A 25,635-nucleotide genomic window follows, 5' to 3' on the forward strand; every position below is an offset into this window, starting at 1 on the left:
CCGGCGCCGCCGGCCCGGCCTGCCGTCTCGGGCGGACCACGGAAGGACCGAGGGCATGGACGAACCGAAGGATGCGGGGACGGGCGCCGGCGCGGCCGGGGCGGGCACGTGCGTGACGGCGGCCGACGGAAGCGCGGAGGCCGCGGGCACGGATGCCTCCGAGGAGGCGTTCGACCAGCTGCAGCGGCTTTACGATCAGCTTCCCGCCATGGAGGAGCGCGGCGCGCTGCTGGCACGTGCGAAGGCTGCGGCTGCGGCGGTTCGTCTCGAGGACGAGCTGCGCACGGCCCGTATCCTCCTGGACGAGGCCGAGAAGCGCGAGGCTGCGGCCCGCGCCGCGTTCGAGCGGGCGGAGCAGGGAGGCGCTCCGGCGCTTGCCGACGAGTGCCGCCGGGCCCTGCTGCATGCCGGCTCGCTGCGAGGGTTCCGCGTCGGTCCCGCGCGCAACGCCGAGGCAGCCCTGGCCCGCGCGCTCGAGGAAGGGTGCTTCGCCGATGCGGCGGAAGCGCATGCCGCCCTCTTGGAGCCGGCCGAGCTAGCGTCTGTCCAGTCGGAGGTCGAAGCCTACCGGAGCGCCTACGCCGAGGCCCTTGCCCGGTGCGAGGCGCTGGAGACGTCTTGTCCCGAAGACTGATGGCGTGGCGCCGGCCGTATCTTACGAAACGGTAAAAAACGGGCTAAACCGAGAATCCCGAGCCTTTTTCTCTCTGGATAGCGTATAGTATTCTCGTGCTCTCGAGGTGAGGGCGAGTGCTGCCGCCATGCAGCATGCAGTGTTGCCTCCTTGAAGGGTCAAGGAGAGGAAAGAGGATTTAAAATGGCAGAAGGTACCGTGAAGTGGTTCAACCCCGAAAAAGGCTATGGGTTCATCTCTCAGAACGATGGCGAAGACCTCTTCGTCCACTTCTCTGAGATCAAGATGGACGGCTTCAAGACCCTCGATGAAGGCCAGGCTGTGCAGTTCGACGTGACGACCGGCCAGAATGGCAAGCTCCAGGCTAGCAACGTGACGAAGGCGTAAAGCAACCTCACATAAACAAGCCGAAATGGCCCCGCAGTGCGGGGCCATTTTTTTGCGTCGAGGTCGCGGTTCGGGTTCTCCGCCGAGTTGCCCCGGCCCACGAAGGTCATGCCGGCTATCGCTGCGTACGGCAGCCTTCTGTCTGCCGAATGCAGCGATAGCCGCTGGGGCGAGATCGCATGCCTCCTTCGGCCGTCTTGGTCGAGGGTCCTCGGCGAGCCTAGCAGATGAGCATGGCGTCGCCGAACGAGAGCAGGCGGTAGCGCTCGGCGATGGCATGCCGGTAGGCGGCCATGATGTGCTCGCGCGTGGAGAAGGCGCTCACCAGCATCATGAGGGTGGAGCGGGGCACGTGGAAGTTCGTGACCAGGGCGTCCACCACGTGGAACTCGCTGCCGGGCAGCAGGTAGAGCGACGTGGCCTCGCGTTCGCGGGGCGTCACAATGCCCGCTTCCGCGTCCCAGGCGCTCTCGAGGCTGCGCACGCTCGTGGTGCCCACGGCCACCACGCGGCCGCCGCGCTCGCGCGTCGCGGCGATGGCGTCCACGGTGCGGGCGGGCACGCTGTAGCGCTCGGTGTGGATGACGTGCTTCTCGGGGTCGTCCTCGTCCACGATGCGGAACGTGTCCAGGCCCACTTCCAGCTCCACGGTCTCCCAGCCCACGCCCTGCTTGTGCAGGCGCTCGATGAGCTCGGGCGTGAAGTGCAGGCCGGCCGTGGGCGCCGCCGCCGAGCTCTCGCGACGCGAGTACACCGTCTGGTACAGCTCTTCGTCGCCGGCGTAGTCCTTGATGTAGGGCGGCAGCGGCGTGTGGCCCACCGCGTGCAGCGCCTCGTCGAGGGAGGGGAGCGGCGTGATGAGGCGTGCCAGGCGCTCGCCCTTCTGCGCGTCAGCGATCCAATCCACGATCTCGGCGGAAAGCGCCACCTGGCCTGCGGCGTCCGTGAAGTCCACGATGGCGCCCGTGCCGGGCTTGAGGCGCTTGCCAGGGCGCACGAGCACCTCCCAGAGCGCGCTCTTGTTGTCGAGGGGCGTGCCGTGCTGGCGCAGCAGGAACACCTCGGCCGCCCCGCCGGTGCCGCGTTTCGCGCCCAAAAGGCGCGCCGGCATGACGCGCGTCTCGTTGGCCACCAGAAGGTCGCCGGGGCGCAGGTACTCCGCGATGTCGCGGAATACGCGGTCCTCCAGCGCGCCGGTCACGCGGTCCATGACCAGCAAGCGGCAGCCGTCGCGTTCCGCGGCGGGCTCTTGGGCTATGAGCTCTTCGGGCAGGTCGTAGTCGAAATCGGAGGTCTTCATGCGGGCGGGTCCTTCGTGCGGTTCGCGGTCGGTTCGTCGAAGAGCCTATTATAGGCGTTCCGGCTCCGCCAAGGGCCCCATTCCCAATTCCTCCCACGTCATCTCATACCACGACTCGATGGAAAGCCCCGGCACGCGCTTGAACTCGTCCACGTTGTTCGTGACGAGGACTGCGCTGTTCGCGAGCGCCGTGGCGGCGATGAGGAGGTCGTTTGGTCCGATGACCTTGCCCGTCATTTCCAGTTCCCCTCTTATGCGCGCATAAATGTGCGCGCATTCGGAATCGAACGGAAGGACTTCGAAGGGAAGCATGAATTCATCGACGAGCCATCGCGTTTTTTCCGATTGCCTGCTTTTCACTATGCCGAGCCTCAGCTCTCCCTCCACGATGGCGGGAATTTTGAACAGGCGAGGGTCGCTGCTGCGCATCAGATCGTAAGCGTAGGGGAGGTGTCCGTGCATGAAGTCTATGCAAATGTTGGCGTCGAGGAGGTACATGCGCGCCGCCTACAGCGTCTTGCGAGGCGCGTCGAGCTCCCAGGGAATCTCCGGAGGCACTACGAACGTGTCGTCGTCGCAGGCTCCGTACAGATTGAAGAACCCTGGCGGCCAGCCGTTATGTTCCTTGCGCCCGCGCAGCACGCCCGCCGCGTACTTCGAGAGCGTCTTCCCCTCGCGCGCGGCATCGCGACGCAGATCTTCCATCGTGGAATCGTCCACGTACAACGAAAGCTGGGCCATGTCACCCTCCCTTCGGTAGCAAATATACTTGTGAGTATACTTGCTAAAACCTTGGAAAGCAAGCCCATGCTTTGGCACGCGACGGCAGGGCTTGCGAGGCGCTTTGGCCGAAGGCCGGGCTACCGCTCGCCGCGCCCCTGCTCGCGCAGCGCGCGCAGGGCGGCGCGCTTGCGGGCCTGCTTCTCGGCGTAGGCTGCTCGTTCGGCTCGCTTGGCGGCGCGGGCGGCTTCCTGGGCGGCGCGCTCGTCGGCATGCGCGGCGGCCTCGGCCTCGCGCTTGGCGGCCCGCTGCCGCTTGCGCTCGGCACGCTCGGCCGCCGCCTCAGCCTCGGAGAAGTGGCAGCCGCAGAAGTTCTGGCGGTACATGCCCGTCGCGCGGCTGCGGCGGGTGGCCTCGTCGTAGAAGGGGCGGTAGTCCTCGAAGAGCGCGCGCACGCCTGCGGCGGCCGCTGCGCGTTCCAGCTCCTCGCGGATTACCTCGGTGAACTGGTAGGGGCTTACCGAGAGCGTGGTGCCCACGGCGTCGAAGCGCCGCTCGGAGGCAACGCGCGCGGCCTCCTCGAAGCGCAGGCGGTAGCACGCACGGCAGCGCGCCTCGCGCAGCGCGGGGTGCGTCGCCACGCGCAGCACGTCGCCGTCCGCCGCCGCGAGCGCGGCCTCGCCCACGCGTCCGGCCGTCGCCTCCCAGGCCGCAGGGTCGTAGGGGCCCTCCACCACCGGCAGCCCCTCGCCGCCGGCCCACGTGCGCAGCGTGCCCAGCCGGTGCGCATACTCCTCGGCCGGCGCGATGTTCGAGTTCGCATAATAGAGGGTCAGGTCGTGCCCGGCCGCGCGCAAGATACGCGTTGGCTCCAGCGAGCACGGTCCGCAGCAGGCATGAAGTAGCAATTTCATCGGGTTTCGCACGCTCCTTCGCATCGTCGCCTATACTACCATGTCGGACAAAACGCACGCCGACGAACAGAAGGACGACGCAATGAGCGAATGCACCGCACCGGCCTACCGGGCCATCTTCTTCGACTTGGACGGGACCTTGCTCCCCATGGAGATCGACGAGTTCATGCGCACGTACTTCGAAGCGCTCGGCGCGTACGTCGCCCGCTTCGGCGTGGCGCCCGAGGCGTTCATGGCCGGCATGAAGGCCGGCATCAAGAACATGGCCGCCCACGACGACGGCCGCCCGAACAGCGACGCGTTCTGGGAAGGCTGGTTCGCGCACGTCGATGCCGATGCGTGCGACTGGACGGCGGAGCTCGACCGCTTCTACGAAGTCGAGTTCGGCGCGATCGGCGCGGGCGTGGCGCCGAACCCGGCGGCGGCGCGTGCGGTGGATGCGCTCGCGTCCAAGGGCTACCCGCTCGTGCTCGCCACGATGCCCATGTTCCCCGAGCGTGCCGTGCGGTGGCGCCTCGAGTGGGCGGGCATCGACCCGGACAAGTTCTCGCGCCTCACGAACTTCGCGAACTCCACGAGCGTGAAGCCCAAGCCCTCCTACTACGCCGAGAACCTGGCTGCGGCCGGCCTGTGCGGCGCCGACGTGCTCATGGTGGGGAACAACACGGTGGAGGACCTGGGCATCCAGGCGCTCGGGGCCGACGCGTTCCTCGTGACCGACCACCTGCTCGATCCGACGGACGGGGGCTTCGATCTCGCAACCGTGAAGCACGGCACGATGGAGGAGTTCGCCGCGTGGGCCGAGGCGCTGCCTGCCTGCGCAGAGCACGCAACCGGCATCGACGCCGGCCTGGTGGATGCCGCCGCGTGCGAGCGCGTGCTCGCGGAGAACCTCGCGGGCGACGCCCCTGCGGCTCCCGGCGCGGGCTTCACCATCAACGGGATCGAGGGCTAGCCGTGGCCCTTTTCGATTGCGCCTGCGAGGCGACGAGCGGCCACGCCCGCGCGCTTTCCTACGAAACAGCCCACGGGACGTTCCATACGCCCATGTTCATGCCCGTGGGCACGAGCGCCACAGTGAAGGGCGTCACCGCAGGCCAGCTGCGCGATCTGAACTCCCAGGTGGTGCTCGCGAACACCTACCACCTGTCGCTGCGCCCCGGCGCCGACGTGGTGGCCGAGGCCGGCGGGGTGCACCGCTTCATGAACTACGATGGCCCCATGCTCACCGACTCGGGCGGGTTCCAGGTGTTCAGCTTGGCCGACACGCTCAAGCTCGACGACGACGGCCTCACGTTCCGCTCCATCTACGACGGCTCGAAGATCCGCTGGACGCCCGAGTCCAACATGGCCATCCAGGAGCAGCTCGGCGCCGATATCGCCATGCAGCTCGACCAGTGCACGCCGTACCCGGCCGAGCGCGCGTTCGTGGCGAAGGCCGTGGATCTGTCGGCCAACTGGGCGCGCCGCTGCCTGGCCGCGCACGTCCGGCCCGACCAGACGCTCTTCGGCATCGTGCAGGGCGGCATGGAGCTGGACCTGCGGCTGGAATCCATCCGCCGCCTGCGCGAGATCGAGGACGAGAGCCTGGCGCGCGGCGCGCGGCGTTTCGGCGGCTTCGGCATCGGGGGCTACTCGGTGGGCGAGGACCACGAGGTGATGTTCGAGACGCTGGGTCCCGTGGCGCGCGCGTGCCCGGAGGACCGCCCGCGCTACCTCATGGGGGTGGGCAACCCCACCACGCTCGTGCGCGCGGTGCGCGAGGGCGTGGACATGTTCGACTGCGTGCTGCCCACCCGTACGGCCCGCATGGGCACGGCGTTCTCGTCCACGGGCCGCATGAACATGCGCAACGCGAAGTTCGCGCGCGACTTCGGCCCGCTCGACGCCGCCTGCACGTGCCCGACGTGCCAAAACCACAGCCGCGCCTACATCCGCCACCTCGTGAAGCAGAGCGAGATGCTCGGCGGCATCCTCTTGTCCATCCACAACCTGCACTACCTCATCGACCTCATGCGCCGCGCCCGCGAGGCGGTGCTGGCCGGCGCCTACGAGGAGTTCTACGCGGCGTGGATGGCCAGCCCGGCGGCGAAGGACTACTAGGCAGGGCCCTCGAGCTGCTCTTTTTCGGAAATCGCCGAATATTTCCGGACAAGTATAGTTTAACCGCAGGGAAGTGTTCCCGGCGGTCGATTTGTGGCACAATAGGACAGTTGACGTGGCGGAGCCGCTCCGCGCGCCTTTGAATGGAAAGAATCAACGAGGGAGAGCTCTCCATGGCGACAGCCCAGAAATCGAAGAAGAAGCCCGGCCGTTCGGTCGACCGGCGCAACGTCTGGCTCCTCATAGCCACCACCTTGCTGGTGGTGGGTTCGATCTTCATGTTCGCGCCCCCGCAGGAGAAGATCAACCAGGGCCTGGACATCCAGGGCGGCCTGTCGGTCGTGCTCACGGCGAAAGGCGAGAACGGCCAGGCCGTGTCGACCGAGGACATGGAGAAGAGCCGCGCCATCATCGAGAGCCGCGTGAACGCGCTCGGCGCCTCGGAGGCCGTGGTGCAGGTGCAGGGCACCGACCAGATCCTCGTGCAGATCCCCGGCCTCACGAACACCGAGGACGCGCTCGACACCATCGGCAAGACCGGCAAGCTGGAGTTCGCGCGCCTCGACTCGTTCACCGACCAGGACGTGAAGACCAAGATAGAGAACGGCCAGTACGGCAACGAGGCCACCATCACCGACGAGCTGGGCAACTCGCTGCCCTCGGGCAAGACCGAGCACCTCAAGGTGGAGGACGGCACCTACACGCCCCTCGTTTCCGGCGCAAACATCACGAACGTTTCCATCGGCAAGGAGAAAGAGGCCTCCGCCGACTATGCGGTGAACGTGAAGCTGGACGGCGAGGGCACGAAGGCGTTCGCCGAGGCTACGAAAGAGCTTGCGCCGACGAAAGGCAAGATCGTCATCATATTGGACAACGAGGTGCAGTCCGCGCCGGCAGTGCAGTCCGAGATCCCGAACGGCGACGTGTCCATCACGGGCGGTTACTCGCTCGACGAAGCCAAGTCGCTGCAGACCGTGCTGGAGAGCGGGTCTTTGCCCGTGAGCTTCGAGTACGCGCAGAGCCAGACCGTGGGCCCGACGCTCGGCCAGGACGCGCTGGCGTCCGGCGTGCTGGTGGCGCTCATCGGCCTGGCCGTGGTCATGCTGTACCTGCTGTTCTTCTACCGCGGCCTTGGCCTCATCACGGCGGCGGCCATGGGCATCTTCGCCGTGCTGTACCTGGGCATCCTGGCCACGCTCTCGGCGTTCGGGCTGTTCAGCCTCTCGCTCGCGGGCATCGCGGGCATCGTGCTGACCATCGGCATGGCGGCCGACTCGTCCATCCTCACCATGGAGCGCTTCCGCGAGGAGATCCGCATGGGCCGCAGCGTGCGCGCCGCGTCCATCACGGGCGTGCGGCACGCCATCGTCACGTCGGTGGACGCCGACCTGGTGACGCTCGTGTCGGCGCTGTCTCTGTTCTTCCTGGCCACGGCCTCCGTCAAGGGCTTCGGCCTGACGCTGGCGCTGGGCATCGTGTGCGACATCGTCATGATGCTGCTGTTCAAGGCCCCGCTCATCCGCCTGCTGGCGCCGAAGGTCATCGCGGGCCATCCCGGCTTCTGGGGCGTTTCGGACGCCGAGGCCGCCGCGAAGGACTACGAGGCGCTGGCGCTGGCCGAGGGCACGAGCACGGCTGCGGCCGAGGCGGGCGAGGCTCTGAACGCCGCCGAGAGCGAGCGCGTGGCCGAGAAGCATGCGGGCGCCGCCGGCGAGGCCGCCGCGAAGGCGGCGCGCAAGCCGCGCGGGCGCTTCATCAAGCGCGACATCAACTTCCTGGGCTACCGCCGCATCTTCCTCACGGTGGCGGCCGTGCTCGTGTGCGCGTCGTTCGCCGTCGTGGGCGTGAAGGGGCTGAACTTCGGCATCGAGTTCGTGGGCGGCACCTCGGTGGCGTTCCACAACACGGGCGACGTGACCACCGAACAGCTGCGCGCCTCGTTCGATGCGGCCGGCGAGCCCGACGCCGTCATCCAGACGACGAACGCGGACGGCCAGGAGGGCTTCCTCGTACGCACCACCACCACGAGCGCCGAGGATGCCACGGCGCGCGCGAACCAGGTGGCGGGCGACCTGGGACTGTCCACCGACAGCTTCGAGGTGACCACCATCGGGCCCGACTGGGGCGCGAGCGTCATCCAGTCATCGCTTATCGCGTTCCTCGTGTCCATCGTGCTCATCATCATCTACATCGCCATCCGCTTCGACTATAAGATGGGCATCACCGCCATCGTGGCGCTCCTGCACGACCTGGTGCTGGTCATGGGCATCTACGCGCTGGTGGGACGCGAGGTGAACCCGAACACTATCGCCGCGCTGCTCACCATCCTGGGCTATTCGCTCTACGACACGGTGGTCGTGTTCCACCGCATCAACGACAACATGCAGGGCGACGACATCAAATGCACGTTCATGACGATGGCGAACCACTCCATCAACCAGGTGCTCGTGCGCACCATCAACACCACGCTCACGTCGCTCATCCCGGTGCTGGCCATGCTGTTCTTCGGCGGCGAGACGCTGAAGGACTTCGCGTTCGCCATGGCCATCGGCCTGATCTGCGGTTCGTACTCGTCGGTGGCCGTGGCCACGCCGCTGTACGCCATGTGGAAGACGCGCGAGCCGAGGAACGCGAAGCTCGTGAAGAAGTACGGCACGGAGGTGGGCCGCTTCGAGTTCGCGAACCCGGGCGCCATGGCGGCCGCGTCGGCGAAGCCGGCGAAGGCGGCCGCGGGCAAGCCGTCCAAAGGCGCGTCTGCCGTGAAGCCGGCATCGAAGGCGGCCGTGGAGACGACGGCTGCCGCCAAGAAGGGCACTGCATCCAACGGATCGGCAGAACCTTCTGCGGGAACCAGTCCGTCGAGCACTGTGCAGCCCCACGGTGCCAGTGCCTCCAAAGCCGGTTCCAAGCCGCCGAAGGCGAAGCGCAAGAAGCGATCCAACAAGAAATAGCCTTCTTGGTATGGGATGGTGCGGGGCGTTTCTATTGGTAATTACGAAAGCCGAAATGCGGTTGTCTTGCGGGTATCCGCTGCCGAAGTGGTGAACAGGGGAGCCGACGGCGGCCGTTGGGCGTAGAAGGTGGGACGGCATCGCTTTTGAAACGGCCGCGCCCTGACACGCCCTGGGATGCTAGCGAGCGCCGCTCGGGCGCAGCAGCACGCGAACCGTCGCCGCGTGCTCGTCGGCTTCAACCTGCACCTCGCCTCGGTAGCGCTTCGCCAGGGTCGCTACCGAGGTCAGCCCGATGCCGTCGCCTTTCCGCTTGGCCGAGCGTGCGCCGCTCGACAGCACGCCTTCCGGCGCCGCGGCGGCCAGCGCGCGGGCATCGGCGGACGTGCAGCTGTTGCGCACGGAAACCAGCACGGCGTTGCCCTCGATCCGCGCTTCGGCGTCCACAAAGAGCGGGCGCGCCCCGTCCGGCGCCGCCGATCGGCCGTCTGTCCCCGCCTGCGCGCTCCCCGCAACCTGTGCATCCTCAGCCGTCGCACGCTCACAGGCTTCCACGGCGTTCTCCAGCAGGTTCGCCATCGCCATGCAGAAATCTGCTTCGGGCAGCGGCAGGCGTTCGGGCAGTGCGAAGGCAAGCGAGACATCGGCACCGAAGGCTCGCGCCCGCTCGGCGAAATGCGCGGCCACGGAGTCCAAAGCGAAGTTGAGCGCGTAAGCGCCCGGCTCGTGTTGCGCCTGGCCGGCTCCGTGTTCGTCGAGGTACGCGCGCAGGCCCCGTACGTCGTCCTCGTCGACAAACGATCGAATGACCAGCATCTGGTGGCGAAAGTCGTGGCGCGCCTTGGCGGTGTCGCGCAGGGTGCGGCGCAGGTTCTCGTAGCGCTCATGCTGCAGCTCTTCCAACTGAGCCGTCTCGCGCAGGCGCGCGTTCTCCATGACGGTGCGCAGGGCCGAGAACAGCATGATGTACGACGCTACCATCAGGAACGCCAGGACGCTCACCGCCAGCGCGTACAGCACATCCGAGCCGAACGATAGGAATTCCACCGCGTATGCGAACAGGTACAGTGCGTTCGCTGCGACGAAGAACCCTGCGGGCACGGCGGCCAGGCGTCGCCAGAGCGCGGGGTCGTCCACCTGATCGACGCCCCAGCGGATGGTTCGCGCGAACAACGGCGTCAGCACGAGCGGGCCCGCGGAGCACACGACGGCATCCAGCACGCGCCGCGCCCCGAAGTTCCATTCCAGCGCTACCGTGCGCAGCAGTACGTCGTAGGCGAGGATGGCGATGGCGGCGGCGGTCGCGGCGCTGAAGAAAACGAACAGGCGCTTGCCCCACGGCAGCTTCGTCAGCGCGGCCAGCGACAGCAGCGACACGGCCAGCACGGGAACCGTCGCCCAGACCCCTTCCTCGCCGGCGAAGGCTGCTACGCCGATGCCGCAGGCCAGGCTGACGGCGGCGACGATGCCCAGCGCGATGCCTACGGTGGCCTTGAGAGAAAAGCGCAGCCGGCCGCGCACGGACAGCAGCATGAGGAAGAACATCGCCAGGAACGTGGGCGCGTTGCGCACGACGTACCACAGAACCCCTCCGGCGACGTCCTCTCCCATGGAAGCCTACCTCCGTACGTGGGCGAACAGGTAATCGAAATAGCGGCTGCGCGCCTCGGCGCGCGACGAGCGGCGCACGGGCAGCTTCGAGCCGTCGTTCATGAGAAAGCAGCCGTCGTCGGTGAGGTCGTCCACATGGGCGAGGTTCACCATGATGCCGCGGTTGCAGGCGAACAGCTGCGGATACGGCGCCACCATGTCCGCGAGCCGGCCGAACGACTGACGCCAGCGCAGCGGCCCGTTCGCGGTGTTGAGGTTCAAGTAGTGCCCGTCGGCGGTGATGGAGCGCACCTGCGACAGCGGCACATTGATCACGGCCGATCCGTCGTGGATGCGCAGCATGGTCTCGTCTCCGGCGAGGCGCTCGATGGCCTCGTCCAGAGCGGCGGCGATGTCGTCGGGCGTGAACGGTTTGGTCAGGTAGTGGAACGCGCGCACACGGAACCCGTCCACGGCGTGTTCGCTGGACACGGTGGTGAAGATGATGAGGCCGGGGTAGTTCTCGCGCCGCAGCCGTTCGGCGATGTCGATGCCGTTGGCGCCGTCCAGGAACACATCCAGGAACACGAGGTCGAAGGCGAGCGCGTCGGCTGTCTCGAACAGGTCGTCGCCGCCGCGGAAGCGGCATATCTCGCAGGTGCGTCCTCGCTTGTCCAGGTGGGAGCGGATCGCGTCTTCGAGGGTTTTGGCATCGGGTGCGCAGTCATCAACGATGGCGATTCTCATCGGTCTCTTTCTTCGATACATGCCGGCAGGGAGGGGTTCGCCTGAACGGCGCATATCGGTTATGCGACGCGTCATGGAACCTCCATTCCATTTTGGCGGTATCGTCGAAAAGCGACGGATGTTTTCGTGCCAGATCGGCGCGTTTCGTGCCAGGCTGTGCAGGGACGAAAATCGCCCACGTGCGGGCGGATCGTCTTGCGAACAGTATAATGCAACGCGCTGCCCCGGAAGACTAAGAGCCAGCCCAACACTCTTTACAGCTCTTTACAGCTCTTTACAGCTCTTTACAGCTTGGCAGGAGGACCGTAGTATTGAAAAGGATCGGTTTTGTTTTTGCCATGCCAGACGAGCAGTCCTTCGTCAACCAAGTTCTTCAACACGCGAGATGCCGTTGGCTTGGACACTCCCGCCTTTTCAACGAGGCTTGCCGAGGTCACCCGACCCTCCTCCGCAGCGAGCCGAAGAGCGAGCCTCTCGTTGTCGTTCAGCTTTGCAAACGTTTCGAGGGGCACAGCTTGTCCCTTGCCATGGGACAAAACATCTTCATCCATAGCCCCTTCTTGTGCTCGCCTGAAAATGTTCACTCGAAACATATTGCCGATTTCGCGGAACTCGGGTTCCGGGAGGCCGGCTTCCTCGCAGGCGTCTTTGATTCGCCTGAGTCCGGTCCCCCAGCTTTCAAATAGATCCATCTGCATGAAGACTTCAGCGATCAAGGGATTCCTTAGCGCAGTGGCACCTTCGAGTGCCTGCTCTATGGTTATGCCGCCAAAAAGTGCGCCGGGAGAAGTCACCTCAAGTCGGTCGTCGAACAACGCCACCTGTACGCACGAATTCGATTGTAGGTTTCGATGCACCACGGCGTTGACGATGGCCTCTCGAATGGCCTCCAGCGGTAACTCGTATTCGTCTTTTCGATAGAGACCTTTGATCTCGGCACCGAGCCGTATATTGCGCAGCACAAACTGAACCGCCTCGTCGACTTGTTCATAGAGCGGTCCGCCGTACTCGCGACGATCAAGAAAAACCACGCGGTCGGTGCCCTTGAACTGAGCGCACTGTATCCGGGCAAAGCGATATGAATTGCGGGTGAGTAGAATCAAGGCCCGTGCGGGAGCCCTCTTGCCGTCGATCAATTTGACAAGCCCCCAATTCTCAAGATTGCGAATAGTCGCTTCGCGTCTGCCGTCATCCGTGCGACGCCGGTTTATCTCGTCGCAAAGAAGCTGTGCTTCCTTTTCGAGGAACGGCTCCTCTGGACAAACCTGCTCATCATATGATTGAGACGACCCTCGAAGCAAGAGCTCTTTGAGAGCCGTCTCGTCTGCCATGCGGGTCGTTGCTCCGACGCGCACATAAGTCCCTTTACCAACGTCTTTGCCCTTGAAGTGATACGGCACTGATGGGCCCGGCTGGACCTCTGCTATTACAATCTCACGATCTTCGAATTGAGCAACTCGAATACGGGGAGCCAGAAGAGGCTCGCATAAATCGGAGAGCGCATTTGCGATTGTATCTGCAACCTGCGAAGCGTTGGCTATGCCAACGATCTTCCTGTCTTCATTGCGTACGCCGACGATGAGCTTGCCGCCAGCAGAATTAGCAAATGCGATGAGGGTCTTGACGTATTTCTCGCTCTTTGGAGGAAGGGTTTCCTTTAGTTCGAGGGTTTTCGTTTCCCCGTCGTCTATTTCCCGCAACAAGCTCTTATCGTCCATGACGGCTCTTTTCGTATCTCGTCATAATCCTATCGACATTCTAGCAGGAACAAAGTCCGCTGCCGCATCATGCGGTGAGAGCTGAGGCATTGAAGATGAAAATCGCTTGTCCAATAGAGAGACACGGTTTTTCAGATGTGCAGGCAGACCGAGGCAAGCGTGCGACGCGCCTGCGAACGAGTGCCCCTTTCGTCATCTCCCCCGACCTCCTCCCGCCGCTCGGGGGTTGCGGGGGTGCGTTTCGTGCCAGGGAGGTTCGTTTCGTGCCAGAAAACGGTTTTCGATCTTGCGCCTCGGTAAACTTCACTTGAAGTGTGCTTTCCTGCGAGAACGGAGTACGGTATGGGCCGGATACTGAGGCGTGAACATGAAAGCGAGCGGTCGGCGTTCGCCGCGCTGCTCACGACGGGCATGCTCGTCGCGATCCTCGTGCTCGCTGGCCTCGCGGCTCCCTCGCCCGCCTACGCGGGCGAGCTGCAAGGCACGGGCACGGCCGAAGACCCCATGCTCATCTACAACACCGGCGACCTCATCGCGTGGTGCAACAAGCTGAACGAGATGGGCCAGGACCAAGAGCGCCAGCAGCACGCGCGCCTCATGAACGACCTCACCGTCCCTGGTATCGACGGCACGGAATACGGCGGCGCCGTCACCAACGATGTCATCGCCGCCATGAACCACCCCGACTTGCAAGTGACCGAGTTCGACGGCAACGGTCATTTGATCGAGCTCCAGCTTACCGGCAGCAGCGCCCTCTTCCAAACCGGCGGCAAGCCTGACGACACGGGCGTTACAACGATCAAGGACCTCCACGTCATCGGCTCGGTGAGTCACGGCAGCAGCGCGGGCACGCTGTTCGGGAGCATCGGCGAGGAGGGCAACCCTTCCGAAAACCGCCGGATCGAGATAACGGATTGCACGAACCAGGCGAACGTGGAGGGCGGCCCGAGCGCCGGCGGCTTCATAGGCTCGTATTACGACAATGAGTCTGGCGAAGGCAGTATCGACATCGAGCGCTGCTCGAACTTCGGCGATATCCTGTCCTCGCAGGGGCACGCCGGCGGCCTGGTGGGCAGCCTTGTGGAGTACAGCAGTGAATTTCTGGCCTCTTCTCACAGAAGTAGTTTGGAGTACTGCTCGAACAACGGCGCGATCAAGTCGATGGGCGGCAGCTTCTCCACGTTCTATGACGTTTATGAAAAAGACAAGCCAGAAACAATCGGGGGATGCGCCGGAGGCCTAGTGGGGTATTCGTCGTATAAATCTACCCATTTTGTCATTGGTCACGACTACAACCAAGGGGAAATCTATAGCGCGAGCGGCATCGGATACTCCGGCGGTTTGGTGGGATTCTCCGATACCACTACCTATGATCAGCATACTATTTCGTATTGCTACAACTCAGGTACTATCAAGACCAACGCCGCAGAAGCCGGGCATGCCGGCGGCCTCTTCGGGTTCACGTTGTACCATGTAAATAATCCTAACGGCTGCCAGACCTTAGAAGGCAGCGTGCCGGCGGACGCCGTCAGCGGCACGAACAACGGCAGCATTGTCAGCAAGATTAATATGGCCTATGGCCACGGGTATACCAGTAAACAGGTACTTGAGGGCGTCGGTGTCGGCAAGAGCATCAAAGTGACGGTGATAACCCCCCCTATCCAACAAGTATGACTACGAGCAAGTCGGTTGGAGCAAGACTTTCCACGGTGGAGACAGTTATCCGCCGGAGGGCTACCGTGTGCTCTATTGGACGCGCGAAGCGCTCGACGCGAACGGCACGTGGAGCGAGCCGCCCAAGGAATACAAGGCCGACTCCGACGATATACACGATCGTGTCTACGGCGGCGAGCCCGTTTTCTACGCCTACTGCGTGCCCTCTTCGGCTACCGTGAAGTTCGACCTGAACGAACCCACCGGCGGTTATACCTGCTCATTGGATCCGAAAGACGCGACCAAGACCTTCATGAAAGGCGAGCCGGTAGGTGCGCTGCCCACGGCTACCTGCGTCAACCCTAACGACAAAAAAGATACCCGGGCGTTTTTGGGCTGGGCGACCAAGAAAGATGGAAACGACCCGAAAGCGGAATGGATAAGCGAAAACTCCGACAACCTGTACGATTTCCGAGACGATTCCCATACCATCACACTGTATGCGCAGTGGGCCGATACGAGCGTGCCGTTCGAGATTCTCCGCCAACCCGAAGACTGCTTGGTTTCCGCCGTTGCCGAAGGCGTAAATCATGAGGTTTGGTTCGATTTCTACACCACGTACGACTACTATTCTGCGACGCTGCAGTTCAAGAAGGAGGGGAGCAGTAGCTATAAAGACCTCGACGTCCCCCACGCCGCCATGGCAGACCAGTTCCATTTCTACCTTGAGTCCTCAACGGAAGCCATGGGGGACTACCGCATCAAGATAGAGTACTACGATTTCCTCGAACCGTTAGGCACGCTCTACACCAGTTCTGCGAACATCGTGCTGGACATTCCGCAGTCGGAAGCGAAAGTCAGCAGCATCACCTTGGAGGAGGATAGTGAAATCGACGAGGTTTTGGGAACGCACTCCTACAACGTGAACGGGAGCATACTGGGCGACCTCCCATCGCTCATAGACGAGTCCGTTCCGGGGAACTTCGCCCATATGGCGTGGATTGAGGGCGGTCTTGGCGGCATCTTGCCGGCTACCACCAACACGGCAAAACTGTACGTTGACGACGTGCGCGGCTTCACGTTGGCGGACCAGAATTTGAGGGAGGGGCAAACCTACACGCTATGCGTGTCTCGCGTGATGGACAACTATTATCTACTCGGACGCTACACGGGCGAAAGCGAGCCGTACCGTGTGCCGTTCGTGGTGCCCTACGCAGACAGCGTGGCGGCCAGCATCACGGCGGTGCAGGTGACGGAAGAACCCGTGGTGCAAAATGGCAAGGCACTCGACTTTGATACCGACTATAACGTGTTAGTCAACGGAACGTTCAACCTAGCCTCGGATGTGCAGTACACGCAGGCGCAGACCGACGGCCGCGAGGTGTCTGCCCAGTGGCAGTATTGCATAGGCTCTAGCGGTTGGACCGACGTGCCCGACGAGCTGTTCGCTCAAGACGAGAAGGGCAAGCCGGTTCGCGGCATTGCGTGGAGCGATGACCGCAAGAGCGCGCGTTTGTATGCCACGCTGAACGCCCAGGCGAAGCTTGATGAGGCGTACTTCCGGGTGAAGCTGTCCACGCCGCCGGCGTCCGTCGACACGGCAAGCGCTCAGTCGAAGAAAGCCCTGAACCTGTCTGTTCCCCAGCCGAAGATAACGGACTTGAAGGTGACGAACGACACACATGTGAGCGTTACGTGGGAGTGGGAAGATGCCGCGGGGAACAAGTTGCCGAGCGATGGCTACTACGTGAGCATCGAACGCGACGACTCGTCAAGCTCGGGGGAAGAAAATTGGGTGGAGGTGAACCGCGGTCGGGTGTATACGTACACCTACGATGCAACCCTCGATCCTCAGCAAAAATATCGCGTGTCTGTGCGAGCCGACACGGAAGGTCTTCAAAGCTCATCAGTGCAAAAGGAGTTTTCCACGTCCGGCACGACGGTGCTTGCGTGGGACGATACCTACTGCACGGCCTACCTCCCCTCGGAAAATAAGAACGACAAAATTTCCGTGGATTACGATTGGGCGAGCTACAAAGACGGCAAACACGTCGCCCTGTACACGTGGCATCTCAGTACGGAGAAGTACGCCGAAACAGCGTACCAGAAGTTCTTCACCACGGAATCTGACACCGCGAGCTTCCCGGAGGACTTCCGGAAAGCCTATGACGAGAGCGCCCATCCGGAGACACTGTGCGATCCGATGGACGCGTGGTGGGTGTGGTTGGAGGCCGAGGTGTACAACCTTGACGAGAAGGGCAACCCGACGTATGGCATCACTGAAACCATCGCGCGTACATCGGCCCTTCCCGTGGTGCACCGCACCTCCGAGACGCTGAGCCCGAGCACGAAGGATGTCGGGTCGCACAGCATGACGATATGCTGGGATGCGCCTGCGGAGGGCCTGGTGCGCGAATACGAGGTTGAAGTGGACGACCGCATCTGGATCGTCCCGTCGGAGCAGGCAAAGGATGGCCATTTCGAGCTGAAGGTCGACGGCCTACCCAGCGATACCTGGTGTGATGCGGGTATCGGCACCACCGATTCGCGCATACCGACCTACACGGGCTCTTATACGTGGATCAAGAATGACACGACGCTGCCCAGCCCCGAGGTGGGCACCTGGACGGCCACGGCCAACCCGAGCGACGCCAAGCAGGGCGACGAGATCACGCTTTCGGCCTCCTATGCGGCGAACAGCGGGAAGTTCCCGAAGGCTGCCGAGCTGCAATGGTACTCTTGGCGCGAGGGCGACAAGGATTGGCGGCCTGAGGGCGACCCGGTTACGCTTGGCGATGCCAGTCAGGATTACACGACGACCCTGAAGCACACGGTGGCCTCCGAAGATTACGGGCGGCAGTGGAAGCTGGGCGTGAAGGCGACCTCGCCCGACGAGTCGGTCACGGACAGCTCGAACGTCGTGACGGTGGCCATCACGCCGCCCACGCCGACGGACGTCGCGTTCGGCACGTCGACGCCCACGAGCCTCCCGGTTTCGTGGACGCCGGTTGAGGCTGCGGAGGGGTACCAGATCAAGTGCGCGAAGCTGGATGCCGACGGCAATCCGGTGAGCGCGACCACGTATTCGGTGGCTGCGAGCAGCTTGACGCCGGACGCCGACGGCAAGCTGTGCTATGAGGTGCTGGGCCTTGAGCCGAGCACGCCCTACCAGGTGAGCGTTGCCGCGTTCACGCACGGCGTGACCAGCGACTTCTCGACCGCGCTCGACGCGATGACGTTGGCAGAGCCCACCATCGAGACGCCCGCATTCTCGCAGGTGCCCAAGACGACCTGGGTGGAAGCTGGCGAGGCTGCGACGTTCACGGCGCAGGCCAGCGTGAGCGACGGCGGCACGATTGCGTACGCCTGGCAGCGCAAGGGCGCAGGCGAGCAGGACTTCGCCCCCCTTGCGGCGGGCGACAAGTACGTCATGAGCGAGAAAGACGGCGTGGCGACGCTCACGGTGAAGAACGTGGGCGCGGGCGACGTGGGTGCGGCGTTCCGCTGCGTGGCGACGAGCACCAAAGAGAACCAGACGGCGAACGCCGCCAGCGCGGCGGCCTACCTGACCGTGACTCCCGTTGCGCCCACGAACGCGGAAGCGCGGGCAACCAGCGCGACCGCGGGCGAGGTTACCTGGACGGCGAACGGCATCGTGCGTCGCTTCGTGGTGACGTGGCAGCAAACCGATGGGAACGGTTCCAAGGGGTCCGAATACTCCAGGATCGTTACCATCTCCGACGTCGCAGCGCAAGGCAGCTGTCAACTCGACGGGCTGCTGCCCGGGGCAAGCTACGGGGTGACGGTGTACGCCGCGCCGCAAGCCGGCTTCCGGTCGGAGGCGGCTAACGCATCGCTCGATACGCCGCTTGCAAGCACGCTCGAAACGGCCACGGTGAACCCGGACAAGCAGCTGGTGGAACCCGGCGAAACGGTGACGTTCGAGGTTGCGACGAACGAGGTCGACTCGTCGGAGCAGCTGGAGTACCGGTGGCAGCGCAACGCGTTCGGCGAGTCTTGGTTCGACGTCGATGGCGAAGACGGTGCGAAGAAGACGCTTTCCGTCACGGCGCCCGAGGGCGGATCGGTCGACGGCTATCGCTGCGTCGTGACGTCCACCAGGACGACGCCTGGCGTAGGAACCGACACGAAGAGCGTGACCAGTTCCGTCGGCTTGCTGCTGACGAGCGTTCCCGTGGCGCCGCCCGTGCAGCTTGCGGCCGAGCTGGGCACTACCTCGGTGCACCTGACGTGGGCAAGCGACGACCCGCGCGACGTCACCTACCAGGTGCAGTACGCGGAGGGCCCCACGCCGAGCGACGACGCTTGGCAAACCGTCGACAACGTGGGTTCCAGCACGTCGTGCGACGTGGAAGGCTTGAAGGCGAACACGGTGTACTCGTGGCGCGTTCAGGCGGTGGTGCGCGACCAGCTGCAGTCCGAGTGGGCTTCGGCCGATACGTTCACCACGCTTGAAGAGCCCAGCGCGCTGGCCGCGGTGTCGGTGACGCCGCGCTGGGGAGTGGCCGTGGCGGGCAGCGACAAGGACATCGCGTACACGGCGACGACGAATATCGACAACGCCCTCAATGGCGAAACGCTGTCCTATCAGTGGCAGGAAAGCGCGACCGGTGACGAGTGGGGCGATGTGCCAGGCGCAACGGGCGCAACGTACGTAGCCGATACGGCGGATGCGGCACCGCGCTCGTGCCAGTACCGCTGTGCCGTGACGGCCAGCAAAAACGGCGAGGAGCTGAAAACCATAACCAGCGAGTCGGTCAGCTTCGAGACCACGGTAGAGCCCCCCACCTCGTTGCTGGCGCAGAACATCACGGCAGCCACCGCGGATCTGTCGTGGACGGGCTCCCTTGTTGAAGGGATGTCCTACCGCGTGTTCTGGCGCGCATCGGGAACCGATGAGTGGGCCAGCACATCCGACCTGGCGGAAGCTACGTACACGCTGAACAGCCTCATGCCCGCCACCACCTACGAGTGGTACGTGAAGGTGATGGACCACGGCGAGCCGTCGGTGCGCTCGGCCACGTCGCTGTTCGTGACGCAATCGTTGTCGCCGATCCCCCAGCTCACGCGCGTGGTGGTGGGCCCGGCTGACCAAACCTCCAGTGCGACCGGGCAGGCAAGATTCACGGCGTACACGAACGTGGACGACATGCCGGACGCGACAAGGGCTTACACGTGGGAGAAGCGGGATCTGGGATCGGATCCCGCCAACCCCGGTGCATGGACGACGCTCGCGGGCAAGACGACGCGCGAGATAGAGCTTGATCCGGGCGCGGCCGGCTACGTGCGCTGCACGGTGACGTATACGCCGCCTGCCGGCGGGCTGGTGCCGCCGCTGGCCAATGCCACGGTTACCAGCACCAACGAAGGGCGCGTGCGCGTTATGCCCGCAGCGCCCGCTGACCTGAAGGCCGCCGACTTCGGTCAAACGACCGCCAAAGTCAGCTGGACGGGCGACGCGAACGGGGCTGCATCCGACCTCGTGTATCGCGTGGTTGGTTCGAGCGAGTGGATCGTCCAATCAGGATTGAATTCGGCCTCCGCCAATTTGAACGACTTGAAGCCGGGCGCGACGTACGAGTGGAACGTGCGCTCCGTTGCCTACGGTACAAGCAGCGATCCGTTGTGCAGCGACTGGGTGGCGGGTCCTCTGTTCACCACGGATCCGGAAGAGATCGTGTTCTCGCGGGCCTGGGTCACGCCGAGCGCGACGAGCGTTCTGGCCGGCGCCGACCGTGCCGTCACGCTGACGGCGAATACCGACGCCGATGCCGACCACGAGCAGCTGACCTACCAGTGGCAGCGCTCCGACGGCTCCGAATGGAAGTCCGTGGAGGGTGCGAAGGCTGCCACGCTGCAGGTTTCCGCGAAGGACCTGTCGGTCGGCGGGCACGTCTACCGCTGCGAGGTCACGGCCACGCGCGGCAGCCTCGCAAAGACGTTCGACAGCAACGAGTCCGTCGTGACGGCGATGCCCGCTGCGCCGACCGATCTTACCGTCGATGATGATTTTCCGTATGTTGACCCTGATAAGCCTAGCGGCCAGGTGAAGGCCACGCTCAGCTGGACGTGGGGCAACGGCGCTTTGCCGGAGGGCGCTCGGTTCGAGGTGAGCTACCGAAAGCTCGCAGGAGCTGGTGCCATCAATGACGAGTGGCTGTCCGCGGGTCTTGCGATAGACAACGCGACCAGGACGTGTCGGGCTGTGCTGGAAGCGAGGAATATCACGTACCAGTGGCGCGTACGGGTCGTGCAGAACGGCGTGACATCGCCGTGGTCGGAGATCGACACGTTCATCACTGCGCAGGACGAGCCGTCCGGGGTGCTCAGCTCCGTTCAGGTTACGCCCTCTGACAGCTTGGTCAATGAGACGACTGCTGTCACCCTCACGGCATCCACGAACGTGACTGATGACTCCGCTCTCACGTACACGTGGGAATGGTGCGAGCTTACAACGGAGGATCCGCGCAAAAGCGAAACCGTTTGGACGCCAATGGACGGCAAAGCATCGAAGGAGATAACGCTTTCCGGGGATGAAAGGAACCGCTACGTGCGCTGCACGGTGACGCAGACTGTTGACGGGACGACCAAGACCGTGTCCAGCAACCCGGCACGCGTGCGCACCGAGCCCATGGCACCGAAGGACACTTCCGCGAAAGCGGCCCGTGTCGGCACTTACGACTCTACCTCGTGTGCCAGCCTGAGCTGGAAGTGTGATGACCCGCGTGCAAAAGACAATGCGCAGAAAACGGTCATCGGCTATGAGGTGAACTATCGCAAGGTCGGTGAAAGCGAGTGGTCTGAAAAGATTTGCAACGAAACGAACTGCCCTCTGACTTCCCAGGTTTTGGAGTTGGATGCAACGTACGAGTGGCGCGTGCGTACGATATTGAGCAATAATATGAAAGGGGAGGGAGGTTATAATCCTACGGTGGATAAGGGCGGCCCGCATTCCGAGTGGGTGGACGGCCCCGTGTTCACCATGCCGAAGGTCGAGGTCACCCCGACGAGGGCGGCGGCGGTTATCGGCAACGGCCGCACCCTGACGTTCACGGCCATGCCCAATGCCCCCATAACGAGCAGCACGCGCGAGAAGACGTACCAGTGGGAGCGTTATGAGGGCAAGGACTGGGTGTCTGTGCCGGGCGCAACGAGCGAGACGCTCAGCATCGAGGCGAACAAGGCGGCCACGGCTGGAGCGAGCAGGTATCGCTGCATGGTGACGTTGGGCGACGGTGAGTACAGTCGTGTCGATACGACAAGCAACGAGGTCACCTGCACGCTTGCGCCCGCCGCTCCGGCCAACTTGACGGCGTCGGATATCACGTCCGGCGAAGCCACGCTTTCCTGGACGTGGGAGAAGGGAGGCTTGCAGAAGGCCGACGAGTTCAAGGTTCTCTATCGCGAAAGCGGTGCGAAGGAGTGGAAGACCGCCACGGCTGCAGGCGGTGCCTGCGAGCTTGTGCTCAAGGACTTGAAGCCCGAGACGATCTACGAGTGGCGCGTGCGGGCCGTGCAGAACGACGTGGAGTCGCTGCCGTCGTCCTCGAGTCTGTTCGTCACGGCGTCGGAGCATCCTGCCTTGAAGCTGGAGTCGGTGCTGGTGGATCCGAGCGACCAGACGGTGAAGCCGGAGGCGCAGGCCACGGTGACGGCGACCACGAACCTGGACGGGATGGTGGATCCGGGCGAGCTTACGTATGCATGGGAGAAGCGTGCGCTCGATTCCAAACCCAACGATCCTAATGCGTGGGTGGAGATCACGGGCCAAACGGGCAGCAGCGTGACGTCTTCCGTTATAACGAGCGGCTACGTGCGTTGCACGGTGACGTATACAGTCAACGGCTCTGCCGTGGGCGACCCGGTTGTCAGCAACGAGGTGTCCGTGCGCGTGCAGCCTGGTGCCGATGCTGTTCCGACCGGCCTGGAAGTGAAGGATATCGGCGACACGGCGGCGACGCTCGCATGGGACGGCACGCTGCCAACCGGCGGCTCCTTCACGCTGCTGTACCGGCCGGCTGGCGAGGACGGATGGACCACGGTGTCGAAGCTCACCGCATCGCCCTATACCGTAGAAGGCCTTGCTCCCGGCACGACATACGAGTGGCGCATGTGCTCGGTGTCGGCCGACGGGGTGGCCTCCGAATGGGTTGACGGTCCTGCGTTCGCCACGACGTCGCCGGACGGCGTGCTCGGCAGCGTAGTCGTGGCTCCCGAGCGTGCGGAAGCGGTGGCGGGCGATAGCGCGCTGGTCGAGGACTTCTTCGCCACGGTTACCGGTGCCGCCGAGGGCCAGTCGCTGGCGTACCAGTGGCAGGTCCTGCTGTCCGGCGGGTGGACAAACCTGCCCGGCGAGACGGGCGAGCGCACCCATCTGTCGGTTGCCACCTTGGAAGCGGGCGAGCACTCCGTGCGCTGCCTCGTGACGGCGACTGCGCCGGGCGGCAAGACGAAGACGGTCGAGAGCAACGCGGTGACGCTGGTGCTGTCGCCGGCAACGCCGAGCGGCCTTGACGTGCGAGAGGTGACGAGGGATGCGGCGACGCTTGCGTGGACGTGGACGGGGCCGGGTGCGGTCGAGTCGTTCAACGTCCAGTACCGCGAGGAAGGCGCTTCGGAGTGGCAGCTTGCCGATGCCGCCGCTATCGACGCCGTGAACATGACCTGCCCGCTGAGCGGTCTTGCGCCCGGCACGTCCTACGAGTGGCAGGTGCAAGCCGTGCAAGGCGGCCAGGCGAGCGAATGGGCCGGCAGCGGGTTCGTCACGCTGTCGGGCGGGTCGCTCAAGGTCGCGCGCATATGGCCGCCCGACGTGGTGCTTGGGAAGGGCGAGCAAGCGAAGTTCACGGTATTCACGAACCTCGGGGATGCCGAGGGCGTTTCGTACGAGTGGCAGCGCCGCGCGCTCGATTCCGATGATGCCGACGGTTCGTGGGAGACTATCCCGAACGCGACGGATAAGGTCTTGACGCTCGCCGCCAACACCACCGGCTACGTACGCTGCGTAGCCACGCAGACGGCTCCAAGCGCCGGGGCGGCCGAGGGTGCCGAGGTATCTGAAGTTGCCGAGGTTGCCGAGGCGGCTGAAACGCCTGAGACGCCCGAGGGAGCCGACGTGGCCGACGTGGCCGAGGCTGGCGCGTCGAACGAAACGCTTGGGGTGAACGACGGTCCCGAGGCAAGCGAGACGCCTGCAGTGAACGAGGCAGGCGAGGCGTCCGCGACATCTGAGGTGTCTGAGGTTGCCGAGACGTTCGCGGCGCCGGCGCCGGTCGCGATCAGCAACCAGGCGCGCGTGCGCGTGACGCCCAGCGTGCCGAGCGGGCTTGCGGTGGGCGCGGTCGGTTACACGAACGCCGCGCTTTCGTGGGCGGCCGCCGATGTGGACGGCGTCACGTTCACGCTGGCGTACCATGTTGCCGGCAGCCAGGATTGGACGGAGGTCGCGGGTTTGACCGAGCCTTCGTACGACCTGGGCGGCCTTGAGCCGGGGACGCTCTACGAGTGGCGCGTGCAGGCGGTCGTGGGAGAGGGCGACGACGCTTTGAAGACGGCGTGGGCGTACGGCGATTCCTTCACCACACAAACGATGAAAACCTACCAGGTGACGGCCGGCGCCAATAGCACGTGGAAGCCGGGGCAGGCAGGTCTGGCGTTCACTATCAACGGCGACCTCGACAAGTTCGTGTCGCTGGCGGTCGATGGCGCGCAGCTCGTCCGCGGCAAGGACTACACGGCGGCTTCGGGCAGCACGATCCTCACGCTTTCGAGCGACTACCTGGCCACGCTTTCGGCGGGCACGCATACGCTGGTCGCGACGTACACCGACGGGACGGCAGAGACGACGTTCACCGTGGCCGCGGCCGACCCCGGCCCTGGCCCCGACGACCCGAAGCCCGACAAGCCGACGCCGACCCCGCCAAATGACGGCAACAACGGCAACAACGGCGGTAACGGTGGAACCGGCGCCACCGACGGCGCCGCGGGCGCCAAGCCGCTGGCTCCTACCGGCGACCCGCTGGGCAACGCCGTGGGCACCGCAGGCGTCCTCGGAGCCGTTTGCACGGCGTTTGCGGCGATTGCAGCGGTTCGCCTGCGCCGCCGCCGCTAACCAGCACCACCCAAGGCCCGGTCGGCGCTCCGCGCCCCCGGGCCTCCCCGTGCCCAAAAAAGGTACAGTGAGCGCCCCCGCTTGTCCCGAACGACCAGGGGCGCTTTTTCCCACAGCACAGCAAGGCCGACCGCCCTCGCGCCCCCTGCCCGTGTCCTACGTACAACCGGGGCATCCGGTGCGTGCGAGAACCTGCGTAGGGCAGGCACCCTGTGCTTGCCGCAACCTGTGACCCGGCCCCGGTTGCACGGTGCCCCCCCCCCCCCCAAAAAAAACGTCCCGCAATCGGCGCTCGTCGTGGGATCGTCCCGTAGGGCAAGGGCTCCGCCCTTGCCGCCGACCCCCGGCCCGACCCGCGACGGCGCGGGCGTAGGGGTCTGCCCCCCTCTTCCGTCCGACAGCGAAATGGGCCGAAGCCCTTCACGAGGCTTCGGCCCTTCTACAGGAAGGCTTTTGATACAACCCCTTCGCTTAAGCGCAGACAGAGAATTTGCCGATTACTCCTCAAGCCAGTGCGCGGCACGTGCCGACCGTGCGAAGTGAGGGTCGTGCAGCGTGATGATCTCGCCGTCGAAGGCGAAGATCACCGTGTAGGGGATGGAGCGGTACTCGAAGGTGAAGCGCCGCCGCGCCTTGCCCGTGCGTGGATATGCCTCGGGGAACAGCCGTACCGTGGCGAGGGCGGCCTGCAGCGCGTTGTCGAACTCTTCAAGTGCAGAATAGTCATCGTAGTGGAAAAAGAGATTTCTCGCGATGTCCACATGTGTTTCGTTGAACTCGGGTGCG

At 64.5% G+C, this 25,635-nt stretch carries 15 protein-coding genes; 7 read left to right on the forward strand and 8 right to left on the reverse strand.

Annotated features, from left to right (window positions below; translation table 11 throughout):
* Window positions 1-55: 55 nt before the first annotated feature.
* Together BN3560_RS10785 and BN3560_RS10790 are read left to right on the forward strand one after the other, a co-directional pair.
* Window positions 56-634 (forward strand): hypothetical protein, encoded by a 579-nt coding sequence (locus tag BN3560_RS10785; RefSeq protein WP_096228050.1) that lies wholly within the window; start codon window positions 56-58, stop codon window positions 632-634.
* Between the two features lie 183 nt (window positions 635-817).
* Window positions 818-1,021, forward strand: coding sequence for a cold-shock protein (locus BN3560_RS10790; RefSeq protein WP_015539962.1), 204 nt, complete (start codon window positions 818-820; stop codon window positions 1,019-1,021).
* A gap of 220 nt (window positions 1,022-1,241) precedes the next feature.
* Here BN3560_RS10790 and queA read toward each other — a convergent pair whose 3' ends face one another.
* From queA to BN3560_RS10810, 4 genes are all read right to left on the reverse strand, one after another.
* On the reverse strand, window positions 1,242-2,321 hold the full coding sequence (queA, locus tag BN3560_RS10795; RefSeq protein WP_096228051.1) for a tRNA preQ1(34) S-adenosylmethionine ribosyltransferase-isomerase QueA: 1,080 nt from the start codon (window positions 2,319-2,321) through the stop codon (window positions 1,242-1,244).
* 48 nt (window positions 2,322-2,369) lie between these two features.
* On the reverse strand, window positions 2,370-2,819 hold the full coding sequence (locus BN3560_RS10800; protein ID WP_096228052.1) for a type II toxin-antitoxin system VapC family toxin: 450 nt from the start codon (window positions 2,817-2,819) through the stop codon (window positions 2,370-2,372).
* 9 nt (window positions 2,820-2,828) lie between these two features.
* Entirely contained in the window at window positions 2,829-3,062 is a 234-nt protein-coding gene (locus BN3560_RS10805) for an antitoxin (protein ID WP_096228053.1), read from the reverse strand.
* A gap of 119 nt (window positions 3,063-3,181) precedes the next feature.
* Window positions 3,182-3,955, reverse strand: coding sequence for an epoxyqueuosine reductase QueH (locus tag BN3560_RS10810; RefSeq protein ID WP_096228054.1), 774 nt, complete (start codon window positions 3,953-3,955; stop codon window positions 3,182-3,184).
* Window positions 3,956-4,037: 82 nt separating this feature from the next.
* Here BN3560_RS10810 and BN3560_RS10815 point away from each other — a divergent pair, with 82 nt between their 5' ends.
* The 3 genes from BN3560_RS10815 (at window position 4,038) to secD (ending at window position 9,009) form a co-directional block, all read left to right on the forward strand.
* Complete coding sequence (locus BN3560_RS10815; protein WP_167380496.1) at window positions 4,038-4,910, forward strand: HAD family hydrolase; 873 nt, start codon at window positions 4,038-4,040, stop codon at window positions 4,908-4,910.
* Between the two features lie 2 nt (window positions 4,911-4,912).
* Entirely contained in the window at window positions 4,913-6,058 is a 1,146-nt protein-coding gene (gene tgt, locus BN3560_RS10820; RefSeq protein ID WP_096228056.1) for a tRNA guanosine(34) transglycosylase Tgt, read from the forward strand.
* Window positions 6,059-6,231: 173 nt separating this feature from the next.
* Window positions 6,232-9,009, forward strand: a complete 2,778-nt coding sequence (gene secD / locus BN3560_RS10825) for a protein translocase subunit SecD (RefSeq protein ID WP_096228057.1) — start codon at window positions 6,232-6,234, stop codon at window positions 9,007-9,009.
* 180 nt (window positions 9,010-9,189) lie between these two features.
* On the opposite strand, the gene BN3560_RS10830 is transcribed toward secD, so the two are convergent.
* The 3 genes from BN3560_RS10830 to BN3560_RS10840 all read right to left on the reverse strand — a co-directional run bounded on the left by BN3560_RS10830 (window position 9,190) and on the right by BN3560_RS10840 (window position 13,064).
* The gene (locus tag BN3560_RS10830; protein ID WP_096228058.1) at window positions 9,190-10,620 is read right to left on the reverse strand and encodes a sensor histidine kinase; all 1,431 of its coding nucleotides are present in this window, start codon (window positions 10,618-10,620) and stop codon (window positions 9,190-9,192) included.
* A gap of 6 nt (window positions 10,621-10,626) precedes the next feature.
* Complete coding sequence (locus BN3560_RS10835) at window positions 10,627-11,346, reverse strand: LytR/AlgR family response regulator transcription factor (RefSeq protein ID WP_096228059.1); 720 nt, start codon at window positions 11,344-11,346, stop codon at window positions 10,627-10,629.
* 284 nt (window positions 11,347-11,630) lie between these two features.
* Window positions 11,631-13,064 (reverse strand): ATP-binding protein, encoded by a 1,434-nt coding sequence (locus tag BN3560_RS10840; protein WP_096228060.1) that lies wholly within the window; start codon window positions 13,062-13,064, stop codon window positions 11,631-11,633.
* Window positions 13,065-13,406: 342 nt separating this feature from the next.
* Here BN3560_RS10840 and BN3560_RS10845 point away from each other — a divergent pair, with 342 nt between their 5' ends.
* Both BN3560_RS10845 and BN3560_RS10850 read left to right on the forward strand, forming a co-directional pair.
* On the forward strand, window positions 13,407-14,738 hold the full coding sequence (locus tag BN3560_RS10845) for a hypothetical protein (RefSeq protein ID WP_096228061.1): 1,332 nt from the start codon (window positions 13,407-13,409) through the stop codon (window positions 14,736-14,738).
* A 67-nt stretch (window positions 14,739-14,805) separates the two neighbouring features.
* The gene (locus BN3560_RS10850; RefSeq protein ID WP_096228062.1) at window positions 14,806-24,849 is read left to right on the forward strand and encodes a fibronectin type III domain-containing protein; all 10,044 of its coding nucleotides are present in this window, start codon (window positions 14,806-14,808) and stop codon (window positions 24,847-24,849) included.
* 497 nt (window positions 24,850-25,346) lie between these two features.
* Here BN3560_RS10850 and BN3560_RS10855 read toward each other — a convergent pair whose 3' ends face one another.
* Window positions 25,347-25,610, reverse strand: a complete 264-nt coding sequence (locus BN3560_RS10855) for a DNA-directed RNA polymerase subunit beta (RefSeq protein WP_227115189.1) — start codon at window positions 25,608-25,610, stop codon at window positions 25,347-25,349.
* Window positions 25,611-25,635: the final 25 nt, after the last annotated feature.

Source organism: Gordonibacter urolithinfaciens (assembly GCF_900199375.1).
GTDB lineage: Bacteria > Actinomycetota > Coriobacteriia > Coriobacteriales > Eggerthellaceae > Gordonibacter > Gordonibacter urolithinfaciens.